The organism is Citrobacter sp. BDA59-3 (assembly GCF_015167655.1).
In the GTDB taxonomy this organism is placed as follows: Bacteria; Pseudomonadota; Gammaproteobacteria; order Enterobacterales; family Enterobacteriaceae; genus Phytobacter; species Phytobacter diazotrophicus.
The window spans coordinates 3,979,332-3,999,612 of record NZ_CP063427.1 but is presented as its reverse complement, the minus strand read 5'-3'; the positions used below and the strand labels follow the sequence as shown (position 1 = coordinate 3,999,612).

18 protein-coding genes are annotated in these 20,281 nt (G+C 52.9%); 11 read left to right on the top strand and 7 right to left on the bottom strand.

The annotated features are described in order from the left end of the window. Positions 1-8 precede the first annotated feature (8 nt). The 7 genes from guaA to IP582_RS18720 all read left to right on the top strand — a co-directional run bounded on the left by guaA (position 9) and on the right by IP582_RS18720 (position 6,656). Positions 9-1,586, top strand: a complete 1,578-nt coding sequence (gene guaA, locus IP582_RS18750; RefSeq protein WP_039079792.1) for a glutamine-hydrolyzing GMP synthase — start codon at positions 9-11, stop codon at positions 1,584-1,586. Between the two features lie 165 nt (positions 1,587-1,751). After that, positions 1,752-1,985, top strand: coding sequence for a type II toxin-antitoxin system Phd/YefM family antitoxin (locus IP582_RS18745; protein ID WP_004853132.1), 234 nt, complete (start codon positions 1,752-1,754; stop codon positions 1,983-1,985). 30 nt (positions 1,986-2,015) lie between these two features. After that, positions 2,016-2,348 (top strand): type II toxin-antitoxin system RelE/ParE family toxin, encoded by a 333-nt coding sequence (locus IP582_RS18740; protein WP_193794084.1) that lies wholly within the window; start codon positions 2,016-2,018, stop codon positions 2,346-2,348. A gap of 181 nt (positions 2,349-2,529) precedes the next feature. Further along, positions 2,530-2,916 (top strand): hypothetical protein, encoded by a 387-nt coding sequence (locus IP582_RS18735; RefSeq protein WP_193794083.1) that lies wholly within the window; start codon positions 2,530-2,532, stop codon positions 2,914-2,916. Positions 2,917-3,129: 213 nt separating this feature from the next. Then, positions 3,130-5,112, top strand: coding sequence for a lipopolysaccharide assembly protein LapB (locus tag IP582_RS18730; RefSeq protein WP_193794082.1), 1,983 nt, complete (start codon positions 3,130-3,132; stop codon positions 5,110-5,112). A gap of 38 nt (positions 5,113-5,150) precedes the next feature. After that, the gene (locus tag IP582_RS18725) at positions 5,151-5,957 is read left to right on the top strand and encodes an AraC family transcriptional regulator (protein ID WP_193794081.1); all 807 of its coding nucleotides are present in this window, start codon (positions 5,151-5,153) and stop codon (positions 5,955-5,957) included. 48 nt (positions 5,958-6,005) lie between these two features. Then, the gene (locus IP582_RS18720) at positions 6,006-6,656 is read left to right on the top strand and encodes a LysE family translocator (protein ID WP_039079682.1); all 651 of its coding nucleotides are present in this window, start codon (positions 6,006-6,008) and stop codon (positions 6,654-6,656) included. A 40-nt stretch (positions 6,657-6,696) separates the two neighbouring features. Here IP582_RS18720 and IP582_RS18715 read toward each other — a convergent pair whose 3' ends face one another. Continuing rightward, positions 6,697-6,888, bottom strand: coding sequence for a YfgG family protein (locus IP582_RS18715; RefSeq protein WP_064572410.1), 192 nt, complete (start codon positions 6,886-6,888; stop codon positions 6,697-6,699). A gap of 341 nt (positions 6,889-7,229) precedes the next feature. On the opposite strand from IP582_RS18715, the gene IP582_RS18710 reads away from it, so the two are divergent. Further along, positions 7,230-9,458, top strand: a complete 2,229-nt coding sequence (locus IP582_RS18710; protein ID WP_193794080.1) for an EAL domain-containing protein — start codon at positions 7,230-7,232, stop codon at positions 9,456-9,458. A gap of 2 nt (positions 9,459-9,460) precedes the next feature. Here IP582_RS18710 and ppx read toward each other — a convergent pair whose 3' ends face one another. The 4 genes from ppx to purM all read right to left on the bottom strand — a co-directional run bounded on the left by ppx (position 9,461) and on the right by purM (position 14,976). Next, positions 9,461-11,002 carry an exopolyphosphatase gene (ppx, locus tag IP582_RS18705; RefSeq protein WP_039079684.1) on the bottom strand — a complete coding sequence of 514 codons (1,542 nt, stop codon included), beginning with the start codon at positions 11,000-11,002 and terminating at the stop codon, positions 9,461-9,463. A 3-nt stretch (positions 11,003-11,005) separates the two neighbouring features. Continuing rightward, positions 11,006-13,072, bottom strand: a complete 2,067-nt coding sequence (ppk1, locus tag IP582_RS18700; protein WP_193794079.1) for a polyphosphate kinase 1 — start codon at positions 13,070-13,072, stop codon at positions 11,006-11,008. Between the two features lie 231 nt (positions 13,073-13,303). Further along, complete coding sequence (gene purN / locus IP582_RS18695; protein WP_193794078.1) at positions 13,304-13,942, bottom strand: phosphoribosylglycinamide formyltransferase; 639 nt, start codon at positions 13,940-13,942, stop codon at positions 13,304-13,306. Further along, positions 13,939-14,976 carry a phosphoribosylformylglycinamidine cyclo-ligase gene (purM, locus tag IP582_RS18690; RefSeq protein WP_039079687.1) on the bottom strand — a complete coding sequence of 346 codons (1,038 nt, stop codon included), beginning with the start codon at positions 14,974-14,976 and terminating at the stop codon, positions 13,939-13,941. Before purM ends, purN begins: the two co-directional genes overlap by 4 nt. Positions 14,977-15,253: 277 nt before the next feature. Between purM and upp the strand changes: the two genes are divergently transcribed. The 3 genes from upp to IP582_RS18675 all read left to right on the top strand — a co-directional run bounded on the left by upp (position 15,254) and on the right by IP582_RS18675 (position 18,240). Then, positions 15,254-15,880, top strand: a complete 627-nt coding sequence (gene upp / locus IP582_RS18685) for a uracil phosphoribosyltransferase (protein ID WP_039079688.1) — start codon at positions 15,254-15,256, stop codon at positions 15,878-15,880. 273 nt (positions 15,881-16,153) lie between these two features. Further along, positions 16,154-17,443 (top strand): uracil permease, encoded by a 1,290-nt coding sequence (gene uraA, locus IP582_RS18680; RefSeq protein ID WP_039079689.1) that lies wholly within the window; start codon positions 16,154-16,156, stop codon positions 17,441-17,443. A 95-nt stretch (positions 17,444-17,538) separates the two neighbouring features. After that, positions 17,539-18,240 carry a DnaA inactivator Hda gene (locus IP582_RS18675; RefSeq protein ID WP_193796307.1) on the top strand — a complete coding sequence of 234 codons (702 nt, stop codon included), beginning with the start codon at positions 17,539-17,541 and terminating at the stop codon, positions 18,238-18,240. Positions 18,241-18,274: 34 nt separating this feature from the next. Here IP582_RS18675 and arsC read toward each other — a convergent pair whose 3' ends face one another. After that, positions 18,275-18,634: an arsenate reductase (glutaredoxin) gene (gene arsC / locus IP582_RS18670; protein WP_193794077.1), complete on the bottom strand. Its 360-nt coding sequence runs from the start codon at positions 18,632-18,634 to the stop codon at positions 18,275-18,277. Between the two features lie 12 nt (positions 18,635-18,646). Further along, on the bottom strand, positions 18,647-20,110 hold the full coding sequence (gene bepA / locus IP582_RS18665) for a beta-barrel assembly-enhancing protease (protein ID WP_193794076.1): 1,464 nt from the start codon (positions 20,108-20,110) through the stop codon (positions 18,647-18,649). Positions 20,111-20,281: the final 171 nt, after the last annotated feature.

The window sequence follows — 20,281 nt, the reverse complement described above, 5'->3', positions numbered from 1 at the left end:
TAGCGTCAATGACGGAAAACATTCATAAACATCGCATCCTTATCCTCGATTTCGGTTCTCAGTACACGCAACTTGTTGCCCGCCGCGTGCGTGAGCTTGGTGTTTACTGTGAACTGTGGGCATGGGATGTCACCGAAGCGCAGATTCGTGAATTTAACCCAAGCGGTATCATTCTTTCCGGCGGCCCGGAAAGTACCACTGAAGATAACAGCCCGCGCGCACCGCAGTATGTGTTTGAAGCTGGCGTGCCGGTATTTGGCGTGTGCTATGGCATGCAGACCATGGCGATGCAGTTGGGCGGCCATGTCGAAGCGTCCAGCGAGCGTGAATTCGGCTATGCACAGGTAGAAGTTCTGACCGACAGCGCCCTGATTCGTGGTATTGAAGATTCCCTGACCGCAGACGGCAAACCGCTGCTGGACGTGTGGATGAGCCATGGCGATAAAGTGACGGCTATCCCGTCTGACTTTGTTACTGTTGCCAGCACCGAAACCTGCCCGTTCGCCATTATGGCTAACGAAGAAAAACGCTTCTACGGCGTACAGTTCCACCCGGAAGTGACCCATACCCGTCAGGGCCTGCGTATGCTCGAGCGTTTCGTTATCGATATCTGCCAGTGTGAAGCTCTGTGGACCCCGGCGAAAATCATCGACGACGCTATCGAACGCATCCGCGCGCAGGTTGGCGACGACAAAGTGATCCTCGGCCTGTCCGGCGGCGTTGATTCCTCCGTGACGGCGATGCTGCTGCACCGTGCAATCGGCAAAAACCTGACCTGCGTGTTCGTCGATAACGGTCTGCTGCGTCTGAATGAAGCTGAGCAGGTAATGGATATGTTCGGCGACCACTTCGGCCTGAACATTGTTCACGTGGAAGGCGAATCACGCTTCCTGAGTGAACTGGCGGGCGAGAACGATCCGGAAGCCAAACGCAAAATCATTGGTCGCGTGTTCGTTGAAATCTTCGACGAAGAAGCTCTGAAACTTGAAGACGTGAAATGGCTGGCGCAGGGCACCATTTACCCTGACGTGATCGAGTCTGCCGCATCGGCGACCGGTAAAGCGCACGTAATTAAGTCTCACCACAACGTGGGCGGCCTGCCGAAAGAGATGAAGATGGGCCTCGTTGAACCGCTGCGTGAGCTGTTCAAAGACGAAGTACGTAAAATCGGCCTTGAGCTGGGTCTGCCGTACGACATGCTCTACCGTCACCCGTTCCCGGGGCCAGGCCTTGGCGTTCGCGTTCTGGGCGAAGTGAAGAAAGAGTACTGCGACCTGCTGCGTCGTGCCGATGCCATCTTTATTGAAGAGCTGCGTAAAGCTGACCTTTACAACAAAGTTAGCCAGGCCTTTACCGTCTTCCTGCCGGTCCGCTCGGTTGGCGTGATGGGCGATGGCCGTAAGTACGACTGGGTTGTCTCTCTGCGTGCCGTTGAAACCATCGACTTTATGACCGCGCACTGGGCACACCTGCCGTACGATTTCCTCGGCCGTGTTTCCAACCGCATCATCAACGAAGTGAATGGTATTTCCCGCGTGGTGTATGACATCAGCGGTAAACCGCCAGCGACGATTGAGTGGGAATAAGCGATAACGTCTTCTGCCTTAAATCAACCCTCTGTTTTACAGAGGGTTTTTTTATTTCTCTAATCATTTATCAGAAAAGACAAAACAGCAGGTTTATTGCTGGTGGTCTGAATATGGTCTATATTAAAACCATCTGCATCATGTAGAGCACGAGGGAAATAGGCAATGAAAGTTGAGACAATTAGCTACGTTAAAAAAAATGCGGCCACGCTCGATTTATCAGAACCCATTCTGGTGACGCAAAATGGTGTGCCAGCTTATGTTATAGAGTCCTATGACCAGCAGCAGGAACGGGAAAACGCCATTGCTTTGCTGAAGCTGCTTACCCTGTCAGAGAAAGATAAAGCTGAGGGGCGCGTGTTCTCAAAAGACCAATTACTGGATGGCCTTGCGGATTAAACGCAGAACACGCAATGCTAAGGGACTTCTATGGAACAGCAGGTTACCTTTGAATACACGCTTACTGTAAGACTCTGTGTCGACACCATAGTGAGTTATCTGCGCCGTGTTGATGTCGAGCCGCGTCCGGTTATCGCAGATATTCTTGCACAGTTTGAGAGTACCGTTGGTCAGTTCCCGTTGGGCTGCCAGATTTTCCCTGAACTGCTGAAAATTGGCTGCGCCAAATACCGGGAGTTTAACCACGCTGACGGTTACCGGGTTTTGTATGCAGTAGAGGGAACATTAGTAACAGCGCATGCGATCCTGGCACATCGGCAGGACATCCAGCAGTTACTGTTTAAGCGTTTGATAATGGCCTGATAAACCTGAATGCGCGTTGTCCGGCAATAATACGAACCTACGAAGACACTAGTGAGCCTCAAGCTGCTGGTGTTTTTTTATGTGTGGTTAGCAGATTGATGATATTTACTATGCAGTCGCTAAGTGGCTACCTGGCACAGCTTTTCTGATATCTAACATAAAATTTAGAGGAGCGCGCAGTATGCAGCCTGTACGTTTAATGGGTGATGGATATGAACCTCATGTGGCGCAATTGGGAGAGCAATTGAGCTATTCATTGCCCGTCGACTCCGGATTCGTCAGTTTTAGCTTCACATTTACTATCCGCCAGGCCGACCTTGATGTCCTGCTCTCTGATGACTACCGCCGTGCGGTGCTTGAAGTCATTGCACACACGCTGCTCCAGCGCTCAACTCTGCCCGGTAATACCTGTTTTACCCAAAGCGACTTCGATAGTCTTGTCGCAGATACGCTCCATTCAACGCGCGATTTTCTCGAGGCGTTCATCGCAAAAGTAAGCCAGGAGAACCACATTGTGATTGAAAAATATGTGCACGATATTTTGAACAGGCGTTTAAACACAAAGTAAATGGACTTCTCGCCCCACCATTCCAGGCATTAGACGGGGCGGGCATTTTATGCCAACCTTCTGGCTGAGTGTTCTTTGTATGCCCTGGATTTGCTCATCGACGCTTTATCTTCATTGCGCTTGCGGCCTCATTGGATACGAGGAATGCGAGCGAAGGGCGAATCATCATCGGAACACGGACTTCGGCCCCTCTCACTTGCCACGATGCTCACTATGTTTAAAAAACTTCTCAGCGCCCTTAGTGGCAAAAAAGAACAGACCCCAGGCCCTGTGGAATCGGAACATACGCAGCCAGAACACGCCCCGGTTCCAAATGAAGAGATGATCGTGGCGTATGACGCCAACGGGCGAGAAATGCATATCGCCCGCAGCGACTGGCGAAATAATGTTTTCCTGCCCGGCCTTGAACAAAAGTGGAATAACGCGGCGGAACTTTATGATGCGATCCTGGGAGGCCTGAACGATGGTTTTGCCGCCGATCTCATTCCTGCCGCCGCGCGCCTGGTAGAGATTGATGACGATCCCGAACGCAGCCATACCATTCAGAGCATTGTTCTGATGGAAAATAGACGGCTGGTTGAGGCTGAAAACACCCTGCAGGCCGGTATAGCGAAAGTCGGGGCCACGGGAATTTTGCTGACCAATCTGGCAAAAGTTTTCTCTCACAAGGGTGACGATGCCCGTGCCGAGAAACTGCTCTGGCAGGCTATCGAAGCCGATCCAAATCTGGATAACGGTTTGCTCTGGTGGGCGAGTATTAAGCAGGAGCGTGAAGGGGAAGCGGGATATGTCGCGGGACTACGTACCGTCGCGGCGCTGCCCGGCTCCTGGCGCGCGCAACTCTGGCTGGCGCGCTATCACCTGGAACATAACAATGTAGCGGCCGCCCGTGCACTGTATGACGAAGTTCTCGCCGGTGGGAGATATGACGGCAGTTCGCTGATGATGATCTCCGGCGATCTGGGCAGAAACGGCGAGATTGCGCTGCTTGTTGAACTCATAGCTCCCGTGTATGACGAGCAGCGCCACGATCCGATGGCCGGTATTAACCTGCTGCGTGCTTATCAGGAGCTGGCTAACCCCGACGAAGGGGAAAAGCTGTTGAGCCGGATGTATGCGCTGGACTACCCACCGCTTAAACAGTATCTGGATGAATCCGCCCGCGCCTTTCAGAAAATGCGCGAGCAGTACGCCCAGGGCACACCCACCGATCCTGGCGAGGTGGAAATCAATACGCTTGCCCTTACGCAGCCTGTCTGGCAGTACGGGCTGTGTAATGCCGACTGGCTTTTCGGGCAGAAACCGCAAGGGGCAAACACGGTCGGTTTCTTTGTGCTGAGTAAAATCGACGATGACCCGACACCGTCCGAATCGCAGCGTGAGGATGACCTGGGGCGCCTTACCCGTGCAATCCCACTGTATCTTGCCGAGGCAACCCACTACTGGAGTGATTATGCCGCCCGTTGTTACGTGCAGGTCGCCGCGGGCATCGGGCCGGTTGTCTCAACCCATGCGTTTGATGGCAATGAGCTGTTCGACCTTGTCCCGCCAGAAATGAAATACTTTGTGACCGGGGAGGTGGGTTGCTCAGGAGAAGGGGAACAGCGTCAGTGGCAGCTCACACTCAGCCTTTGGGATTGTACCCAACGAACCCAATGCGGTACTGAGAGCAGCACGGTAGCGCAGTCTGAGCTGGGAGCGCTGGTGCTTGAGCTGGAGCAACGCCTGCTGGCAAAAGTGGGAGCGGTGAACCCTCAGCCGCTGGATGCGTTCTATGCGCGTCCGTCCGTTGATGCGATGGATATCTATCTTGGTGAACTGGGCCAGGCCTTTATGTTAACGCTGGTGGCTAACCAGCAGGTGCCGCGTTCAGCCGTATGGGGTGAGCGGACAATGCTGGAGTGGCCGCTCAACATGGCGTTGCAGTGGCCGCAGGCGGAAGTGCCGAAACTGATGTACATCTCCGGGCTGGGGAAAGCTTTTGATTATCAATCGGAGGTGCTGGGCGAATATAAAAAGCGTACGCTGGAACTGTTGCGCACCGCCACGCAGGAAAACAGCCCGGCGGCACAGCTTGCCCCCCTGGTCTGGAAAATATTCGGCATGCAGGATGAATTCAGCGCCGGGCAGCAAAATATGCCAGCGCACGCCAGCCCGGCTTATGCTGAGTGGCTCACGCGCGTTGCCGAAAAGTAGCCGTTCGAAGTCTGGAATCATGTGAGGAGGAGGGAGAAATGACAACGCGGAACATTGAACAACGCTTCTGGCGCTCTCCGCTTGTGCCGTGGGTCGAATGGCGTTCTACCGTACAAAGTACGCAGGCCTATAAACTGCACCAGCACCCTCAGTTGTCTATTGGCGCGATTATCGACGGCGAGACCGTTACGCGTTGCAGTGGTCATGAATATCACCTCTCTCAGGGCGATATGGTGCTGATAGCGCCCCGTGAAGCACACAGTTGCAACCCGGCAGCCGAACGTCCACGTAGCTATCACATGTTGTACCTTGATGAGGCATGGTGCCTGCAACAGTTGGCGCGCGCGCCAGGGCAGCATCTTCACTGCGCACAAACCGTGTTACGCAATCCTTCATTCTTCACCGCCTTTATGCACATTATCTCCCTGATGGAAGAAAACCAGACAGGGGAATTACAGGAGGCGGTACGTGCGCTGCTTGTCTGCCTGCCCGGCCTGCAAACTGCGGCGAAACCGGCTGGATTCTGCAACCATATGCAAACGACGCTACTGGCCGATATTCAGCAGCCCCCGTCGCTGGATTGTCTGGCACAGCGGTACACGCTGCGTAAAGAGACGTTGATTCGCCAGTTTAAGCTGGCGACAGGGCTGACGCCAGGAGCCTGGATCAATAATGCCCGTGTGGAATTTGCTAAAGCACAGTTGCGGGCGGGCAGTGATATCGCCGATGTGGGCTATCAAAGCGGTTTTGCCGATCAAAGCCATTTTCACCGCACGTTCGTCAGTTTTACCTCTTCCACGCCCCGCCAGTATGCGCAGGGGCGATCAATATCAGACAATAATTAAGTCTGACAACGCCATAAAGTGACCTCGTCTTTTACTGATGAGGTTGCTATGTCTTTGTTACCCGAATTTATTCCCGCCGCGTTTCCACTTCTTGCGCTTTCACACTTTGTGGCGCTGGTCAGTCCTGGCCCTGATTTCTTCCTGTTGGCCGGTTACGCCATCCGCTATCGCCTGCGGGGCAGCGCCGGAATTGGACCGGGGATCGCGTTGGGAAACGCCTTTTATATTGTGCTGGCGATGTGTGGCTGGCGGCTATTACAGGATTACGGGCTGCTGTTTCGTCTGATTGAAATTGCTGGCGCGCTCTATTTAATCTGGATTGGCGGGCATCTGTTGCGCAGCCGTAAGCAGGTGCTGGCGCTCAACGCCACCCGGATGGATTGCCCGTCGTGGCGAAAACAGTTTCTACTAGGGCTGGGGTCCGCGTTACTTAATCCCAAAAATGCGCTTTTTTATCTGGCGCTGATGACCTCGATCCTTGGCGCGAACGTCACATTTGCACAGCAGATCTTTTCCGGCGCATGGATGAGCCTGGCGGTGCTGGCGTGGAATCTTGCCATCGCGACATTGATCGGATTATCCGCCATACAGATACGTCTCACAGCCTGGGTGCATATTATTGAGCGCATAGCCGGAGCTGTCCTCGCCGGATTTGGCGTGGCGATGATCCTGACGATGGTGCGTCATGCGTTGATGTGACAAAACCCGCGTAAAGACGTGTACAAATAAAAACAGTGCGTTAGCGTTGTGCAGAAGAATCGATAGGTTGGCTTACTTGCTGAGACTGGAGCTTATCCTGATGATGATACCAGGCACCAATTGAGGAATAGATAAAACGACCAAAGAAAAAGATAAAGCTGATTAGCAATACGATACGGGTCATGCGACTGTCAAATCGATGGCGTTTTCGCATAGGGGTTGCCTGACTCACAAAAGGTTCCTTAAGGTTTGCCCCATAAAAAGGGCGACCTTGACATTAAGGCACAGAGTGCGGGCGAGGTCAATTCTTAACCATGCAAAATTTCACCGGAGGAAAATATTAATCGATTTTATATAAAATAAATTAAGTATTTAAGTCATGAATGCTAATCTGCGTCTCTTTTTAAAAAGCGTAAAAATTAATTAATTCGGCGAGTTTTATTTGATGTGCATCAATCATTAGTTGCCCTACAGAACTAAAATTCACGCTCATTTTCTATTTACGCACTTACAGTCAGGTTGGATGCCTGCCTGAAATACCCATTGGGAAGCTGGGTTTTTTGTCGAGCATCTATGACTCTGTTAAAAAAATATCATCAGCACAAAGACAAATGGTGGGCATTACCGCTCGTGTTGCCATGTCTTTTACTGCCACTGTTTAACCTGGCGAATACCTATACGCATGTCGCGGGTGAAACGGTTGTCCTTTTCTCCCTGCCGATGGCGCTGATGTTCAGTTTGATGGTGGTCTTTGGCTGGGCAGCGCTACCCGGCATGGTTCTCGCACTGGTCCTGAATATCGGCATGCACGATATCTCTGAGCTTGTGGCGCAAATTTTTCATTTGCTTATTCCCGTGGTCATCAGTTGGGGCGGCTATCGCGTTTTTGTTACGCGTCGGCAGAATATTGCCTACGGAAACGCCGCCTTTATTGCCCAGCGAATTTTCTGGCAGGTGTTTTGCCCGGCAACGATTTATTTGATTATTCTCGAGTTCGTTATCTGGCTGGCGCTGTACGATACGGATTTTAGTAAGACCGATATATTATCGTTAAATATTCATTTACTGATTGATTATCAGGCGTTACTGGTCGGGACCATGACCGGTATTCCGCTCTGCTATTTGGTTATTCGTATCATTCGCCATCCGCGTTATCTGCGAAGCTGGTTATCGCAACTGCGCCATGAATTTGACCCGAAAGTGACCCGCTGTGAGATGGCTATCTGGCTGAGTATCCTGGCCGGATTGGTCATACTGTTGCTCATGCCGCTGAATGAAAATAGCTCCATTTTCAGCACCAACTACACGCTCTCTCTGGTATTGCCTGTCATGTTATGGGGAGCATTACGCTATGGATACCGGTTTATATCGGTGCTCTGGACGCTGCTGTTGATTGTCTCGGTACACTATTTTTATCGTTATCTTCCCGTCTATCCGGCTTATGAAATCCAACTGGCTATCGCCTCGTCGAGTTACCTGGTTTACTCTTTTATCATCCTTTGTGTATCGGTACTGGCAACTCGACAACGGCATGTTCATGCCCGCGCTCGTCGTCTTGCCTATCTTGATCCCGTCGTTCAGATACCCAATCTGCGCGCCCTCAATCGTGCGCTGGCGGGGTCACCCTGGTCTGTTCTCTGCTTTTTAAGTGTGCCGGAACTGGAAGTGCTCGGGCGTAACTATGGCGTGATGCTGCGCATTCAGTACAAGCAAAAACTGTCGGACTGGCTTAAAAACAGCCTCGATGAGGACGAACGTGTCTACCATCTCTCAGGCCATGATCTGGCTATTCGCCTTAACACTCAGTCGCACCAGAGCCGGATTGAAGCGCTGGATGCCCAAATTAAGGCATTTCGTTTCTTCTGGGATGATATGCCGCTGCAGCCGCAGGTGGGCATGAGCTATTGCTATGTGCGCTCTCCGGTACAGCACCTCTACTTGCTGCTTGGCGAACTGAGTACCATTGCTGACTTGTCGCTGGCGACAAATCATCCGGAAAGCCTGCAGCATCGCGGGGCGGCGAACCTCCAGCGTAGTCTTAAGGACAAGGTGGATATGATGAACCGCCTGCAACTTGCGCTGGAGGAGAACCGTTTTAGTTTACTGGTGCAACCTATCGCCGGGATACGCGGCGACAGCTACCATGAAATTCTGCTACGCATGAATGAAGAGAACGGCCAGTATATTAATCCGGATGATTTTCTGCCGGTCGCCCATGAGTTCGGCCTGTCATCACGTATCGATCTTTGGGTTGTGGAGCATGTGCTGAGTTTTATGTCTGCTCATCGCGCAACGCTACCCGCACAGCGTTTTGCCATTAATCTGTCGCCCGCCTCTGTGTGTCGGGCACAGTTTTCTCTGGAAGTGGGGCGGCTGTTGAAAAAATATGGCATCGAGGCGTGGCAGTTGATCTTCGAGATAACCGAGAGTAATTCGTTAACCAATCTGGAACAGGCAAATCAAACGCTCGGCCAACTGCAACAAATGGGCTGTAGCGTAGCGATTGACGATTTTGGTACCGGCTACGCCAGTTATTCCCGGCTGAAAAATGTGAATGCCGATATCCTGAAAATCGACGGCAGTTTTATCCGCAATATCGTTTCCAATAGTCTGGATTACCAGATCGTCGCCTCTATTTGCCATCTGGCGAGAATGAAAAAGATGCAGGTTGTGGCGGAGTATGTCGAAAATGAAGAGATACGCAGCGCAGTGTTTGCGCTGGGTATCGATTATTTGCAGGGATATTTGATTGGTAAACCAGAGCCGCTGGAAAATCTGCCAGGGAAGATTCAGGCGGCCTGATTTTACGCCGCTACGCCGGGCGACTGCTCTTCTTCAACTTTAAGTCGCCAGCCGGTGACGGCTTCCCAGTACTCCTGTTCCCGTTCCAGGTCGAAGAGAACCAGTGCATTCTGGCTGAACCAGTCGTGCGGGAAGCTCAGCGTCCAGTGGTTATCATCGGTCGTAAGACGCAGGGTGGGTGGCGTCGTTGTCGCCTGCCGCTGGTTATTCAGCAACACCCCAAGGCGTAAAAGCTGAATTAACGGCAGATAGTGCTTTTTCTTAAACAACGTGAAGCGCGGTAAGTCATCCAGCTTGATCGCTTTGCGGTGATAGCGCACCAACGTGGCCATCATCAGTTGCTGCTCCTGGTTATAGCCCGGCAGATCGCTGTTTTGCAGGATATAAGCCGAATGACGATGCATACCGCTGTGGTTAATATTTAAACCGACTTCATGCAGCATGGCTGCCCATTTCAGTAGCGCCGCCAGTTGCGGGTTAATGAGCTTCGGATTTTGCGCCTGCCACTGATCGTACATGTGCATGGTGGTTTCCAGCACGCGACGCGCCTGTTCGCGGTCGATATTGTACTGATTCGCAAGGCTCTGCGCCGTACGGCTGCGAATATCCTGATGGCGGAAACGGCCTTCCATTTCATACAGCACGCCTTCGCGCAGCGCACCGTCTGAGAGGCGAAGTTCATTAATTGCCAGCGCGTCAAATACCCCGCAGAGAATTGCCAGACCTGGAACGAAGACCGCTTTACGTTCGTCGGACAGACCCGGCAAGCTCAGTTCGTCGAAGTTTTTGAACTTCACAACTTCGGCGACCAGTTTTTTGAGGCGCTCAGGCGTGATGATGCCGTCCTTTTCCCCTAACGCCAGTAGCACTTCATGGGCCGCTTTGATACTGCCGGACGCGCCAAGCGCGACGTCCCAGCCCTGAATACGGAACTGCCAGGCCAGCGTTTCCAGTTTCTGCGTTGCGGCAACGCGGGCACGCTGGAAGTTTTCCGCATTGATTGTTCCGCCCGCGAAATAAAGCTGTGCGAAGCTGACGCAGCCCATACGACGGCTTTCCACCAGTTTGGGCTCAAAATCTTCGCCAATGACCAGTTCGGTCGAACCGCCGCCGATATCAATAACCAGCTTACGGCCTTTTTCCGGCTGCGTATGTTCAACGCCCATAAAAATCAGGCGCGCTTCTTCGTTACCCGCGATGATTTCGATGGGGTAGGGAATAACCTTTTCTGCCCGTTTAAGAAACTCCGGTGCGTTGAGCGCCTGGCGCAACGTGTGGGTCCCTACAATACACACGCTTGAAGGATCAAAACCCTGCAGGCGTTCTGCGAACAGCGACAGACACGCGAGACCGCGCTCCATAGCCTCTTCGCTCAGCATATTATTGCTGTCGAGGCCATCCGCCAGATGTACGCGTTGTTTCAGACGGCCAATGATCTGCATGGCGCCATCAACAACGCGGGCAATCACCATATGAAAACTGTTCGAACCCAGGTCGACCGCAGCAAATTCCTGTGGTCGTGCTGTCTTTTCATTTATCGGCATAGATTAGTCAGACTGTTCAAGTGATGTCAGATATTCATGAATCGCGAGCTGTGCGCGTACTTTGCGGCGGTTGCCGCGCGGCACATATCGATTACTGAGTTCTTTATCGACGTAGCGTGCTTTGACGGTATCACTGAACAGAATATCAATGATATCCAGTACCTGCTGTTTAAGGCGCGGATCGAGCAACGGCGCCGCTACTTCAATACGGTAATCGATGTTTCGCGTCATCCAGTCAGCAGACGACAGATACACTTTTTTATCGCCGCCATTCTCAAAAATATAGATGCGATCGTGTTCAAGGAAACGGTCAACAATGCTAATTACGCGAATATTATCGCTGATGCCTTCCAGTTCAGGGATAAGCGAGCACATACCGCGCACCAGCAAATTCACCGGCACGCCAGAACTGGAGGCTGTATACAGCCGGTCAACCAGGCCTTTATCCACCAGGTTGTTGATTTTTAGCGTAATGCCCGAAGGAATGCCTTTCTGCGCATTGGCAATTTCGGTATCGATCATTTTGTAGAGCAGATCGCGCGAGTTTTGCGGCGAAACCATCAAATAATCGAAATTTACCGGACGGTACGGGTTCTCAATAAAGTTAAAGACCCGGCGCACTTCATTGGTGATGCGCGCATCGGCGGTCAGCAATGAGTAGTCGGTATAGATACGCGCGGTCTTTTCGTTAAAGTTGCCGGTACCGATATGAGCGTAACGTACCACTTCGTCGTTTTCCATACGCGACACCAGGAACAGCTTGGCGTGGATTTTCAGCCCCGGCGCCGAGAAGATAACCTGCACACCGGCTTCGGTCAGACGCTTGGCCCAGTGGATATTAGCCTCTTCATCAAAACGCGCCTGCAGCTCAACCACCACGGTTACTTTCTTGCCGTTATGGGCGGCGTGGATCATGGAGTCGATGATGCGCGAGTCTTTCGCCACGCGATAGATATTGATTTTTATTGCCAGCACGCTTGGGTCAAACGACGCCTGGCGCAGCAGTTCCAGCACGTGCTCAAAGGTGTGATACGGATAATAGAGCAGCACGTCGCGCTCGCGAATGGCATCAAAGCCGTTGCGGAACTTATCAAACCAGACATGGCGCAGGCGCGGTAATGGCTTGTTCACCAGGTTTGCTTTCCCGACGTTCGGGAAGCTGATGAAGTCTTTAAAGTTGTGGTAGCGACCGCCCGGAATAATGGAGTCGTAGCGGGAAATGGTCAGCTTCTCGCGCAACATCTCAACCATGGCATCCGGCATATCACGCTGATAAACAAAGCGTACCGGCTCTGCCGTCAGACGCTGTTTCAGGCTTGAAGACATCAGCTCCATCAGACTCGATTCCATCTCGTGCACCAGATCGTATTCGGCGTCACGGGTCATTTTCATCGAGTAGGCGTTCAGCGCGTCGTAATCAAAGAAGCCTTTGAAGATATCATCCAGGCAATAACGCAGGATATTATCCAGCAGGATCATCGGCTTGCGGCGGCGCGGCGCTTCCGGCGGCAGGTTTACAAAACGCGGCACTTTGTCAGACGGAATTTCCAGCAGGGCGTAGCGAATATCATCGCCACGGATGATTTCCACCGCCAGGTAGGTGTAGTCGTCTTTTAAGAAGCGAATCAGATTGGTTTCGCGATTAATCAGTGTCGGCGTGATGTGCTGGCGCAGATACTGTCGGAAGTAGTGGCGCAGCCAGTTTTGCTGATTGGCGGAAAGCTGGCGTTCGTTAATCAAAAAGATCTGATTACGTGCCATTTCCAGCAGGAGTTCGTTATACAGGCCGTCAAATTCCTGATCGGCTTTCAGTACGCGGGCCTGTATTTTACCCAGCAGGTGGCGTGAATGGGTGTTGGTGCCTTGTCCTTGTTCTTCGCTAATAATGATGCGGCGTTTAAGTTCTGCGAAGCGAACTTTATAGAATTCATCAAGGTTGTTGGAATAAATCCCTAAAAAGCGCATGCGTTCGATGAGCGGGTTACTCTTATCCGCCGCTTCCTGCAGAACGCGCTCGTTAAAGCACAACCAACTTAGTTCTTTTTCCAGATATAGCTTTTCCTGACCCATTACAACTTACACTCCGGTTAACTCTCGGGACACGGCAATTCCTTCTCGCTATGGCTGTGTCCTCGTGTGCAGGTAAACGTGTTGGCGTTCGTTTGAGTGACACCCATATTATGGCGAGCTTTGCCATTAGATGTCCAACTGTGACAGATAAGTATGACAGTAATCCGGTTTTACCCGCAGAAAGGTGTTGCGCGCAACGATATGTTACGCGCAGGCAAAGAAAAGATTCGCTTACTCGGCCGCGTAGCCCTGTTCTGGCAGGCAAACGCCATCAAGCCAGGCTTTGTTTTCTTGCATAGCCAGACGGCCATCAATAAACCAGCTCACAACCAGCGGGTAAATCGCATGCTCCTGAGTCTGGACGCGGGCGGTCACGTCTTCTTCGGTATCGCCCTCAAACACCGGCACCTGTGCCTGTAAAATGACCGGGCCGCCGTCCAGTTCGTCGGTAACAAAATGCACGGTGGTGCCGTGAACGTCATCACCGTTCTCCAGTACCTGGCGGTGGGTGTGTAAACCGGGATATTTAGGCAGCAGGGAAGGGTGAATATTGATAAGGCGACCGGCGTAATGTGCTACGAAGTCCGGGCTGAGGATACGCATGTAGCCAGCCAGCACAACGATATCCGGGGCGTAAGCGTCAATCTCCTGCATCAGTTCGCGGTCAAACGCTTCGCGACTGGCAAACTGAGAGGCAAGAAGCGCATGGGCGGGAATGTTGGCTTCCCGCGCACGCTCAAGGCCGAATGCATCGGCCTTGTTACTGAATACTGCCCGGATGGTGCCATTGATTTTCTTCTGCTTGCAGGCATCAATTATTGCCTGCAAGTTGCTTCCGTTGCCGGAAATGAGCACCACAATGTTTTTCATTCGATGACCACGCGTTCACTGGAATCGGATGCTTTGATAATACCGATTTTCCACGCGTTTTCACCTTTGGCATTCAGGAATGCGATGGCCTTATCTGCTTCATCAGCAGGCAGGGCGATAACCATACCGACACCACAGTTGAAGGTGCGATACATCTCGTGACGGCTGACATTGCCCGCCGTTTGCAGCCAGTTAAAGACGGCCGGCCATTGCCAGGAGGACTCGTCGATCACCGCCTGGGTATTGTCTGGCAGCACGCGCGGGATGTTTTCCCAGAAGCCACCGCCGGTCAGGTGGGCGATGGCGTGCACGTCTACGTTTTCAATCAGCTCAAGGATCGATTTCACGTAGATGCGGGTCGGAGTCAGCAGGTGATCCGCGAGGGATTTTCCTTCAAGCTGTGTCGTTTCAGGATCGCAACCGCTCACTTCGATGACTTTACGCACCAGGGAGTAGCCGTTGGAGTGCGGACCGCTGGACGCCAGCGCAATCAGCACATCGCCGTCGGCCACTTTGGAACCGTCAATAATCTCGGATTTTTCAACAACGCCAACGCAGAAACCGGCAACATCGTAATCTTCGCCGTGGTACATGCCCGGCATTTCGGCGGTTTCGCCGCCAACCAGCGCACAGCCAGACTGCAGGCAGCCTTCCGCGATACCGTTAATCACGCTGGCTGCGGTGTCGACATCCAGTTTTCCTGTTGCGTAATAATCGAGGAAAAACAGCGGCTCTGCGCCCTGAACGACCAGGTCATTCACACACATGGCGACCAGGTCGATGCCGATGCTGTCATGGCGTTTCAGATCCATCGCCAGACGCAGTTTGGTACCTACGCCGTCAGTGCCGGAAACCAGTACTGGTTCACGATATTTTTGCGGCAATGCGCACAGCGCGCCGAAGCCACCCAGACCGCCCATCACTTCCGGACGACGAGTTTTCTTCACCACACCTTTGATTCGGTCAACCAGAGCATTACCTGCGTCAATATCAACACCGGCATCTTTGTAGCTAAGAGAGGTTTTATCGGTCACTGCTTGAGTCCCCACGCGTTTGCTTGCGGTTCACCCGTCATATTTCAGGCTGTTCCCCGAACTAATCAGGTTTTGGAAATAAAATTCGGCGCAATTCTAACAGTGAAGGCAAACGTTTGCGAGTCCATTATTTCAGGCCGCCGGGGATTCTTACGGTATACTCTTTTCCAGTCTGCTTGATCCGGATCAACGCCGCACCTGTAGCGTGGCGGAGAAAAAGCGGTATAATCCGGCGATTTTTTTTGTGGCTGCCACCGTTTTGGGGAAGGAGAAGAGTATGAAGGTCGTGGAAGTAAAACACCCACTCGTCAAACACAAGCTGGGCCTGATGCGTGAAAATGACATCAGCACCAAACGCTTTCGTGAACTCGCCTCGGAAGTCGGTAGTCTGCTGACCTATGAAGCGACTGCCGATCTGGAAACGGAACGTGTGACTATCGAAGGCTGGAACGGCCCGGTAGAAGTCGAACAAATCAAAGGCAAAAAAATCACCGTAGTCCCTATTCTGCGTGCCGGTCTGGGCATGATGGAAGGGGTGCTGGAACACGTTCCGAGCGCGCGCATCAGCGTGGTGGGTATCTATCGTAATGAAGAGACCCTGGAGCCGGTACCGTATTTCCAGAAACTGGTTTCTAACATCGACGAGCGTATGGCGCTGGTCGTTGACCCGATGCTGGCAACGGGCGGTTCTATGATTGCCACAATCGACCTGCTGAAAAATGCAGGCTGCCACAGCATCAAAGTGCTGGTGCTGGTTGCTGCCCCGGAAGGCCTCGCCGCGCTGGAGAAAGCGCACCCGGACGTTGAGCTGTATACCGCGTCCATCGACAAGGGCCTCAATGAGCACGGATACATTATTCCGGGCCTCGGCGATGCCGGCGACAAAATCTTTGGTACGAAATAAATGCTTTAAAAATCAAAAGCCGACTTTGAAAGTCGGCTTTTTTTTGGCGTAAACCAGAACAGAATCCGCCTGATTTCATCCCGCAGTCCACAACACTGCGGGATGGGTGATGAGCGGAACATATACCCTAACCACATCGAGTTGCCGGCAAGGACAAGCGAGCGAATCCTGATGATCTTACGTAAATAAGTGATTCGGGTGGACGAGTACGGCCAACGCACCAGCGTCTTGACGTGTGAAGGGGATAAACAACAACACTCAGAGGAAAACACTATGACGCGCCGTGCTATCGGGGTGAGTGAAAGACCGCCGCTTTTACAGACAATCCCGCTTAGTTTGCAGCACTTGTTCGCTATGTTTGGCGCAACCGTGCTGGTGCCAATCCTGTTTCATATTAACCCGGCCACCGTACTGTTATTTAACGGTATCGGAACGCTGCTTTATCTGTTTATCTGTAAGGGCAAAATCCCGGCTTATCTGGGATCGAGCTTTGCGTTTATTTCGCCGGTACTGCTGCTTCTGCCGCTGGGTTACGAAGTGGCGCTGGGTGGTTTTATTATGTGCGGCGTGCTGTTCTGCATTGTTTCCTTCATCGTGAAGAAAGCAGGCACCGGCTGGCTGGACGTGATGTTCCCGCCTGCGGCAATGGGCGCAATCGTTGCCGTCATCGGTCTGGAGCTGGCCGGTGTTGCGGCCAATATGGCCGGTCTGCTGCCTGCTGATGGGCAGTCTGCGGATTCCAGAACCGTGCTCATCTCGCTGGTAACGCTGGGTGTGACCGTGTTTGGTTCCGTACTGTTCCGTGGTTTTATGGCGATAATCCCGATTCTGATCGGCGTGCTGGCCGGTTATGCGCTGTCGTTTGCAATGGGTGTTGTTGATACCACGCCGATTGCCAATGCGCACTGGTTCGCGCTGCCAACCTTCTACACGCCACGTTTCGAATGGTTTGCTATCTTCACCATTCTGCCTGCGGCGCTGGTGGTTATTGCTGAGCATGTGGGCCATCTGGTCGTTACCGCCAATATCGTGAAACGCGATTTGATCCGTGACCCTGGCCTGCACCGTTCCATGTTTGCCAATGGCTTCTCAACCATTATTTCCGGTTTCTTCGGCTCAACGCCGAACACCACCTATGGTGAGAATATTGGCGTTATGGCGATCACCCGCGTCTACAGTACCTGGGTTATCGGTGGCGCGGCAATCATCGCGATTCTGCTCTCCTGCGTAGGTAAACTGGCAGCGGCAATTCAGATTATCCCGGTACCGGTGATGGGCGGTGTCTCTCTGCTGCTGTACGGGGTGATCGGCGCATCCGGTATTCGCGTGCTGATCGAATCCAAAGTGGATTACAGCAAAGCGCAAAACTTGATCCTGACCTCCGTCATTCTGATCATCGGCGTCAGCGGCGCGAAAGTGCACATTGGCGCGGCTGAACTGAAAGGAATGGCGCTGGCGACTATCGTGGGTGTTGCGCTGAGCCTGATCTTCAAATTGATCAGTGTCCTGCGTCCGGAAGAAGTGGTACTGGACGCCGAAGACAGCGAAGCAAATCAGCATTAATTGTCGCTCTGCAAACCGGGTGTCATGCCCGGTTCAAACGCGGTAAAGTTTTATGATAAACTTACCGCGTTTTTTAAAGCCCTGTTGAGGTACGTCTGAACACACCGGCGCAGCTTTCCCTGCCACTCTATCTTCCTGACGATGAAACTTTTGCGAGTTTCTGGCCAGGCGATAACCCTTCTTTGCTGGCGGCGTTGCAAAATGTCCTACGCCAGGATCATAGCGGATACATCTATTTCTGGTCGCGTGAAGGGGCAGGACGTAGCCATCTGCTTCATGCTGCCTGTGCTGAACTCTCTCAGCGTGGTGATGCGGTCGGCTATGTGCCGCTTGATAAGCGCACCTGGTTTGTACCGGAAGTGCTTGAAGGGATGGAACATCTCTCGCTGGTCTGTATCGATAATATCGAGTGTGTTGCAGGCGATGAACCCTGGGAGATGGCCATCTTCAATCTCTATAACCGTATTCTGGAATCAGGAAAAACGCGGTTACTGATCAGCGGCGATCGTCCGCCACGGCAGTTGAATTTGGGGTTGCCCGACCTGGCTTCGCGCCTGGACTGGGGGCAAATCTACAAGCTGCAACCGCTCTCTGATGAAGACAAACTGCAGGCGCTCCAACTGCGTGCGCGGCTGCGCGGGTTTGAGTTGCCGGAAGATGTGGGGCGTTTTCTGCTCAAGCGACTGGATCGCGAAATGCGCACGCTCTTTGACACGCTCGATCAGCTCGATCGCGCGTCTATTACCGCTCAGCGTAAGCTGACCATTCCCTTCGTAAAAGAGATCCTGAAACTGTAGGCCCGGCAAGTATCGCACCTGCGGGCCCGTGGTATTAGTAGACGATCTCAAGAACCTGTTCTGGCGGGCGACCAATGCGCGCTTTACCGTTCGCCACAACGATCGGACGCTCCATTAGCTTGGGATTATCAAGCAGCGCCTGCAACAGCGCCTCTTCTGAGAGATGGCTATCTCCCAGTCCCAGTGATTTATAGAGATCTTCTTTCTGGCGCATCAGCTCCCGTGCGCTGGTCATCCCCAGCATTTTCAACAGCGCTTTAAGCGTGTCGGTATCCGGCGGCGTTTCCAGATACAGGACAACTTGTGGATCAATGCCGTTGGCTTTTAGCAGGCTTAGGGTATCGCGGCTCTTGGAGCAGCGAGGGTTGTGGTAAATCTTCACCGCGTCTGTCATCGGTTCTCCTTGTTACATCTTCTGATACGGGCGGAACGTTTTCTGCAACTGACGAAGCTGATCGATACGCGCATCGTAACGGGCCTGCTGCAGACTGCCCAATTTGACCTGCGAACTGGCGCTCCCCAGCAGCGTAATGGCCTGATCCAGCTTACCCGTCAGCGCCAGCCCTTCGGCACGCGCCGCCAGCTCTTCATCGCGATGGCCTAATGTGGCTTCCGCTTGCGCCAGCAGCTCCCAGCCGTTTACATCGTCCTTCCAGTTAAAGGTGTAACGATTGAGTATCGCCTCTGCCTGGGCTGCCTGACCGCTGCTCAGATAGGCGTTTGCCAGGTTGAGCTGCAATACCGGGTTGGTTTTAATTTCCGCCGCATTTTTCAGACGGTTAATCGCTTCGTTGTTTTTGTTCTGCCCTAAATCAATGTCGGTCGCCAGGTCGATATACCAGGCATTTGTCGGATTGGCGCTCAGCAGGGGTTGCAGCGTTTTAGCGGCGTCGGCGAAGTTCTTCGCTTCCATTGCCTGCAGGGCGCGACCATATTGCGCGGCATGCTGCTCGCGCACATTGCCTTTTGCCCAGGCATCTAACATATCGCTGGTGAGCTGATTACGCCCGGAGTTATACATCCCCAGGGCTCTGGCTTTGGCCAGGTAAAATTCTTCGGAGGATTGCACGACCACCGGGCGCATCTGGTTGGCGCGGTTACGCGCATCGGCAAGACGGCTTTCCGGTAAGGGGTGGGTCAGCAAAATTTCCGGTGGACGAGAGGCGTAACGTGATTGATCAAGCAGCTTTTCCAGGAAGGTTGGCATTGCCTGCGGATCAAAACCGGAGCGTTGCAAAACCTGAATCCCGATGCGGTCCGCTTCCTGTTCGTTCTGCTGCGTAAAGGTGATCATGCCCTGCTGCGTACCGGCCAGTGTACCGGTGAGCGCCGCCATCCCGGCCTGCGGGCTTGCCATGGCTAACAGAATGGAGCCCAGTGCGCCGGCCCAGGTCAGGGGGGCGCTACGCTTCTGATCTTCCATGGCACGCGCCAGATGGCGCTGGGTCACGTGGGAAATTTCGTGCGCCATCACCGACGCCAGTTGGCTTTCGTTATCCGCATAGCGAAACAGCGCTGAATGCAGCACCACGTTGCCGCCAAAGAAAGCAAAGGCGTTGATTTCGTCATTATTGACTAAGTAGAAATGAAACGGGGTCTTTACCGAGTTTGCATGCGAGACCAGGCGCATGCCCAGTCCGTTGATGTACTGAACCAGTAAAGGATCGTTGATCAGCGGCGCACTGCCGCGCAGCTGGCGAACATAATAGTCGCCCATCTGCATTTCCTGACCAATGGACAGGGTGCTTCCTGCGGAGGTTCCCATATCGGGCAGACTGTCTGCAGAATCCGCAAAAGCGGGCATCATCTGGCCGAGCGTCAGCGTGGCGATAAGGGTTGCGACCAGCGTTTTTTTCAACTGCCTGAACATAACCTCAATCCTGTAATTTTTGGGGTAATCATTTGACCTGACGAGCCGGGGTTCGTTCCGGCGAAATAAAACAGAGAGTTTATCCCCCCTGAAGGGGGAATAACACCTTTTTGCCCGCTCATCATGTTTCCTGTAAAGGCGACGAAAAGCGAAGTCTTTTTTGTGACATTT

What these genes read in the sequence shown, in the direction of transcription:
- guaA (WP_039079792.1), top strand. Translation starts at nt 9, where the DNA reads ATGACGGAAAACATTCATAAACATCGCATCCTTATCCTCGATTTCGGT.
- IP582_RS18745 (WP_004853132.1), top strand. Translation starts at nt 1,752, where the DNA reads ATGAAAGTTGAGACAATTAGCTACGTTAAAAAAAATGCGGCCACGCTC.
- IP582_RS18740 (WP_193794084.1), top strand. Translation starts at nt 2,016, where the DNA reads ATGGAACAGCAGGTTACCTTTGAATACACGCTTACTGTAAGACTCTGT.
- IP582_RS18735 (WP_193794083.1), top strand. Translation starts at nt 2,530, where the DNA reads ATGCAGCCTGTACGTTTAATGGGTGATGGATATGAACCTCATGTGGCG.
- IP582_RS18730 (WP_193794082.1), top strand. Translation starts at nt 3,130, where the DNA reads ATGTTTAAAAAACTTCTCAGCGCCCTTAGTGGCAAAAAAGAACAGACC.
- IP582_RS18725 (WP_193794081.1), top strand. Translation starts at nt 5,151, where the DNA reads ATGACAACGCGGAACATTGAACAACGCTTCTGGCGCTCTCCGCTTGTG.
- IP582_RS18720 (WP_039079682.1), top strand. Translation starts at nt 6,006, where the DNA reads ATGTCTTTGTTACCCGAATTTATTCCCGCCGCGTTTCCACTTCTTGCG.
- IP582_RS18710 (WP_193794080.1), top strand. Translation starts at nt 7,230, where the DNA reads ATGACTCTGTTAAAAAAATATCATCAGCACAAAGACAAATGGTGGGCA.
- ppx (WP_039079684.1), bottom strand. Translation starts at nt 11,002, where the DNA reads ATGCCGATAAATGAAAAGACAGCACGACCACAGGAATTTGCTGCGGTC.
- ppk1 (WP_193794079.1), bottom strand. Translation starts at nt 13,072, where the DNA reads ATGGGTCAGGAAAAGCTATATCTGGAAAAAGAACTAAGTTGGTTGTGC.
- purN (WP_193794078.1), bottom strand. Translation starts at nt 13,942, where the DNA reads ATGAAAAACATTGTGGTGCTCATTTCCGGCAACGGAAGCAACTTGCAG.
- upp (WP_039079688.1), top strand. Translation starts at nt 15,254, where the DNA reads ATGAAGGTCGTGGAAGTAAAACACCCACTCGTCAAACACAAGCTGGGC.
- uraA (WP_039079689.1), top strand. Translation starts at nt 16,154, where the DNA reads ATGACGCGCCGTGCTATCGGGGTGAGTGAAAGACCGCCGCTTTTACAG.
- arsC (WP_193794077.1), bottom strand. Translation starts at nt 18,634, where the DNA reads ATGACAGACGCGGTGAAGATTTACCACAACCCTCGCTGCTCCAAGAGC.
- bepA (WP_193794076.1), bottom strand. Translation starts at nt 20,110, where the DNA reads ATGTTCAGGCAGTTGAAAAAAACGCTGGTCGCAACCCTTATCGCCACG.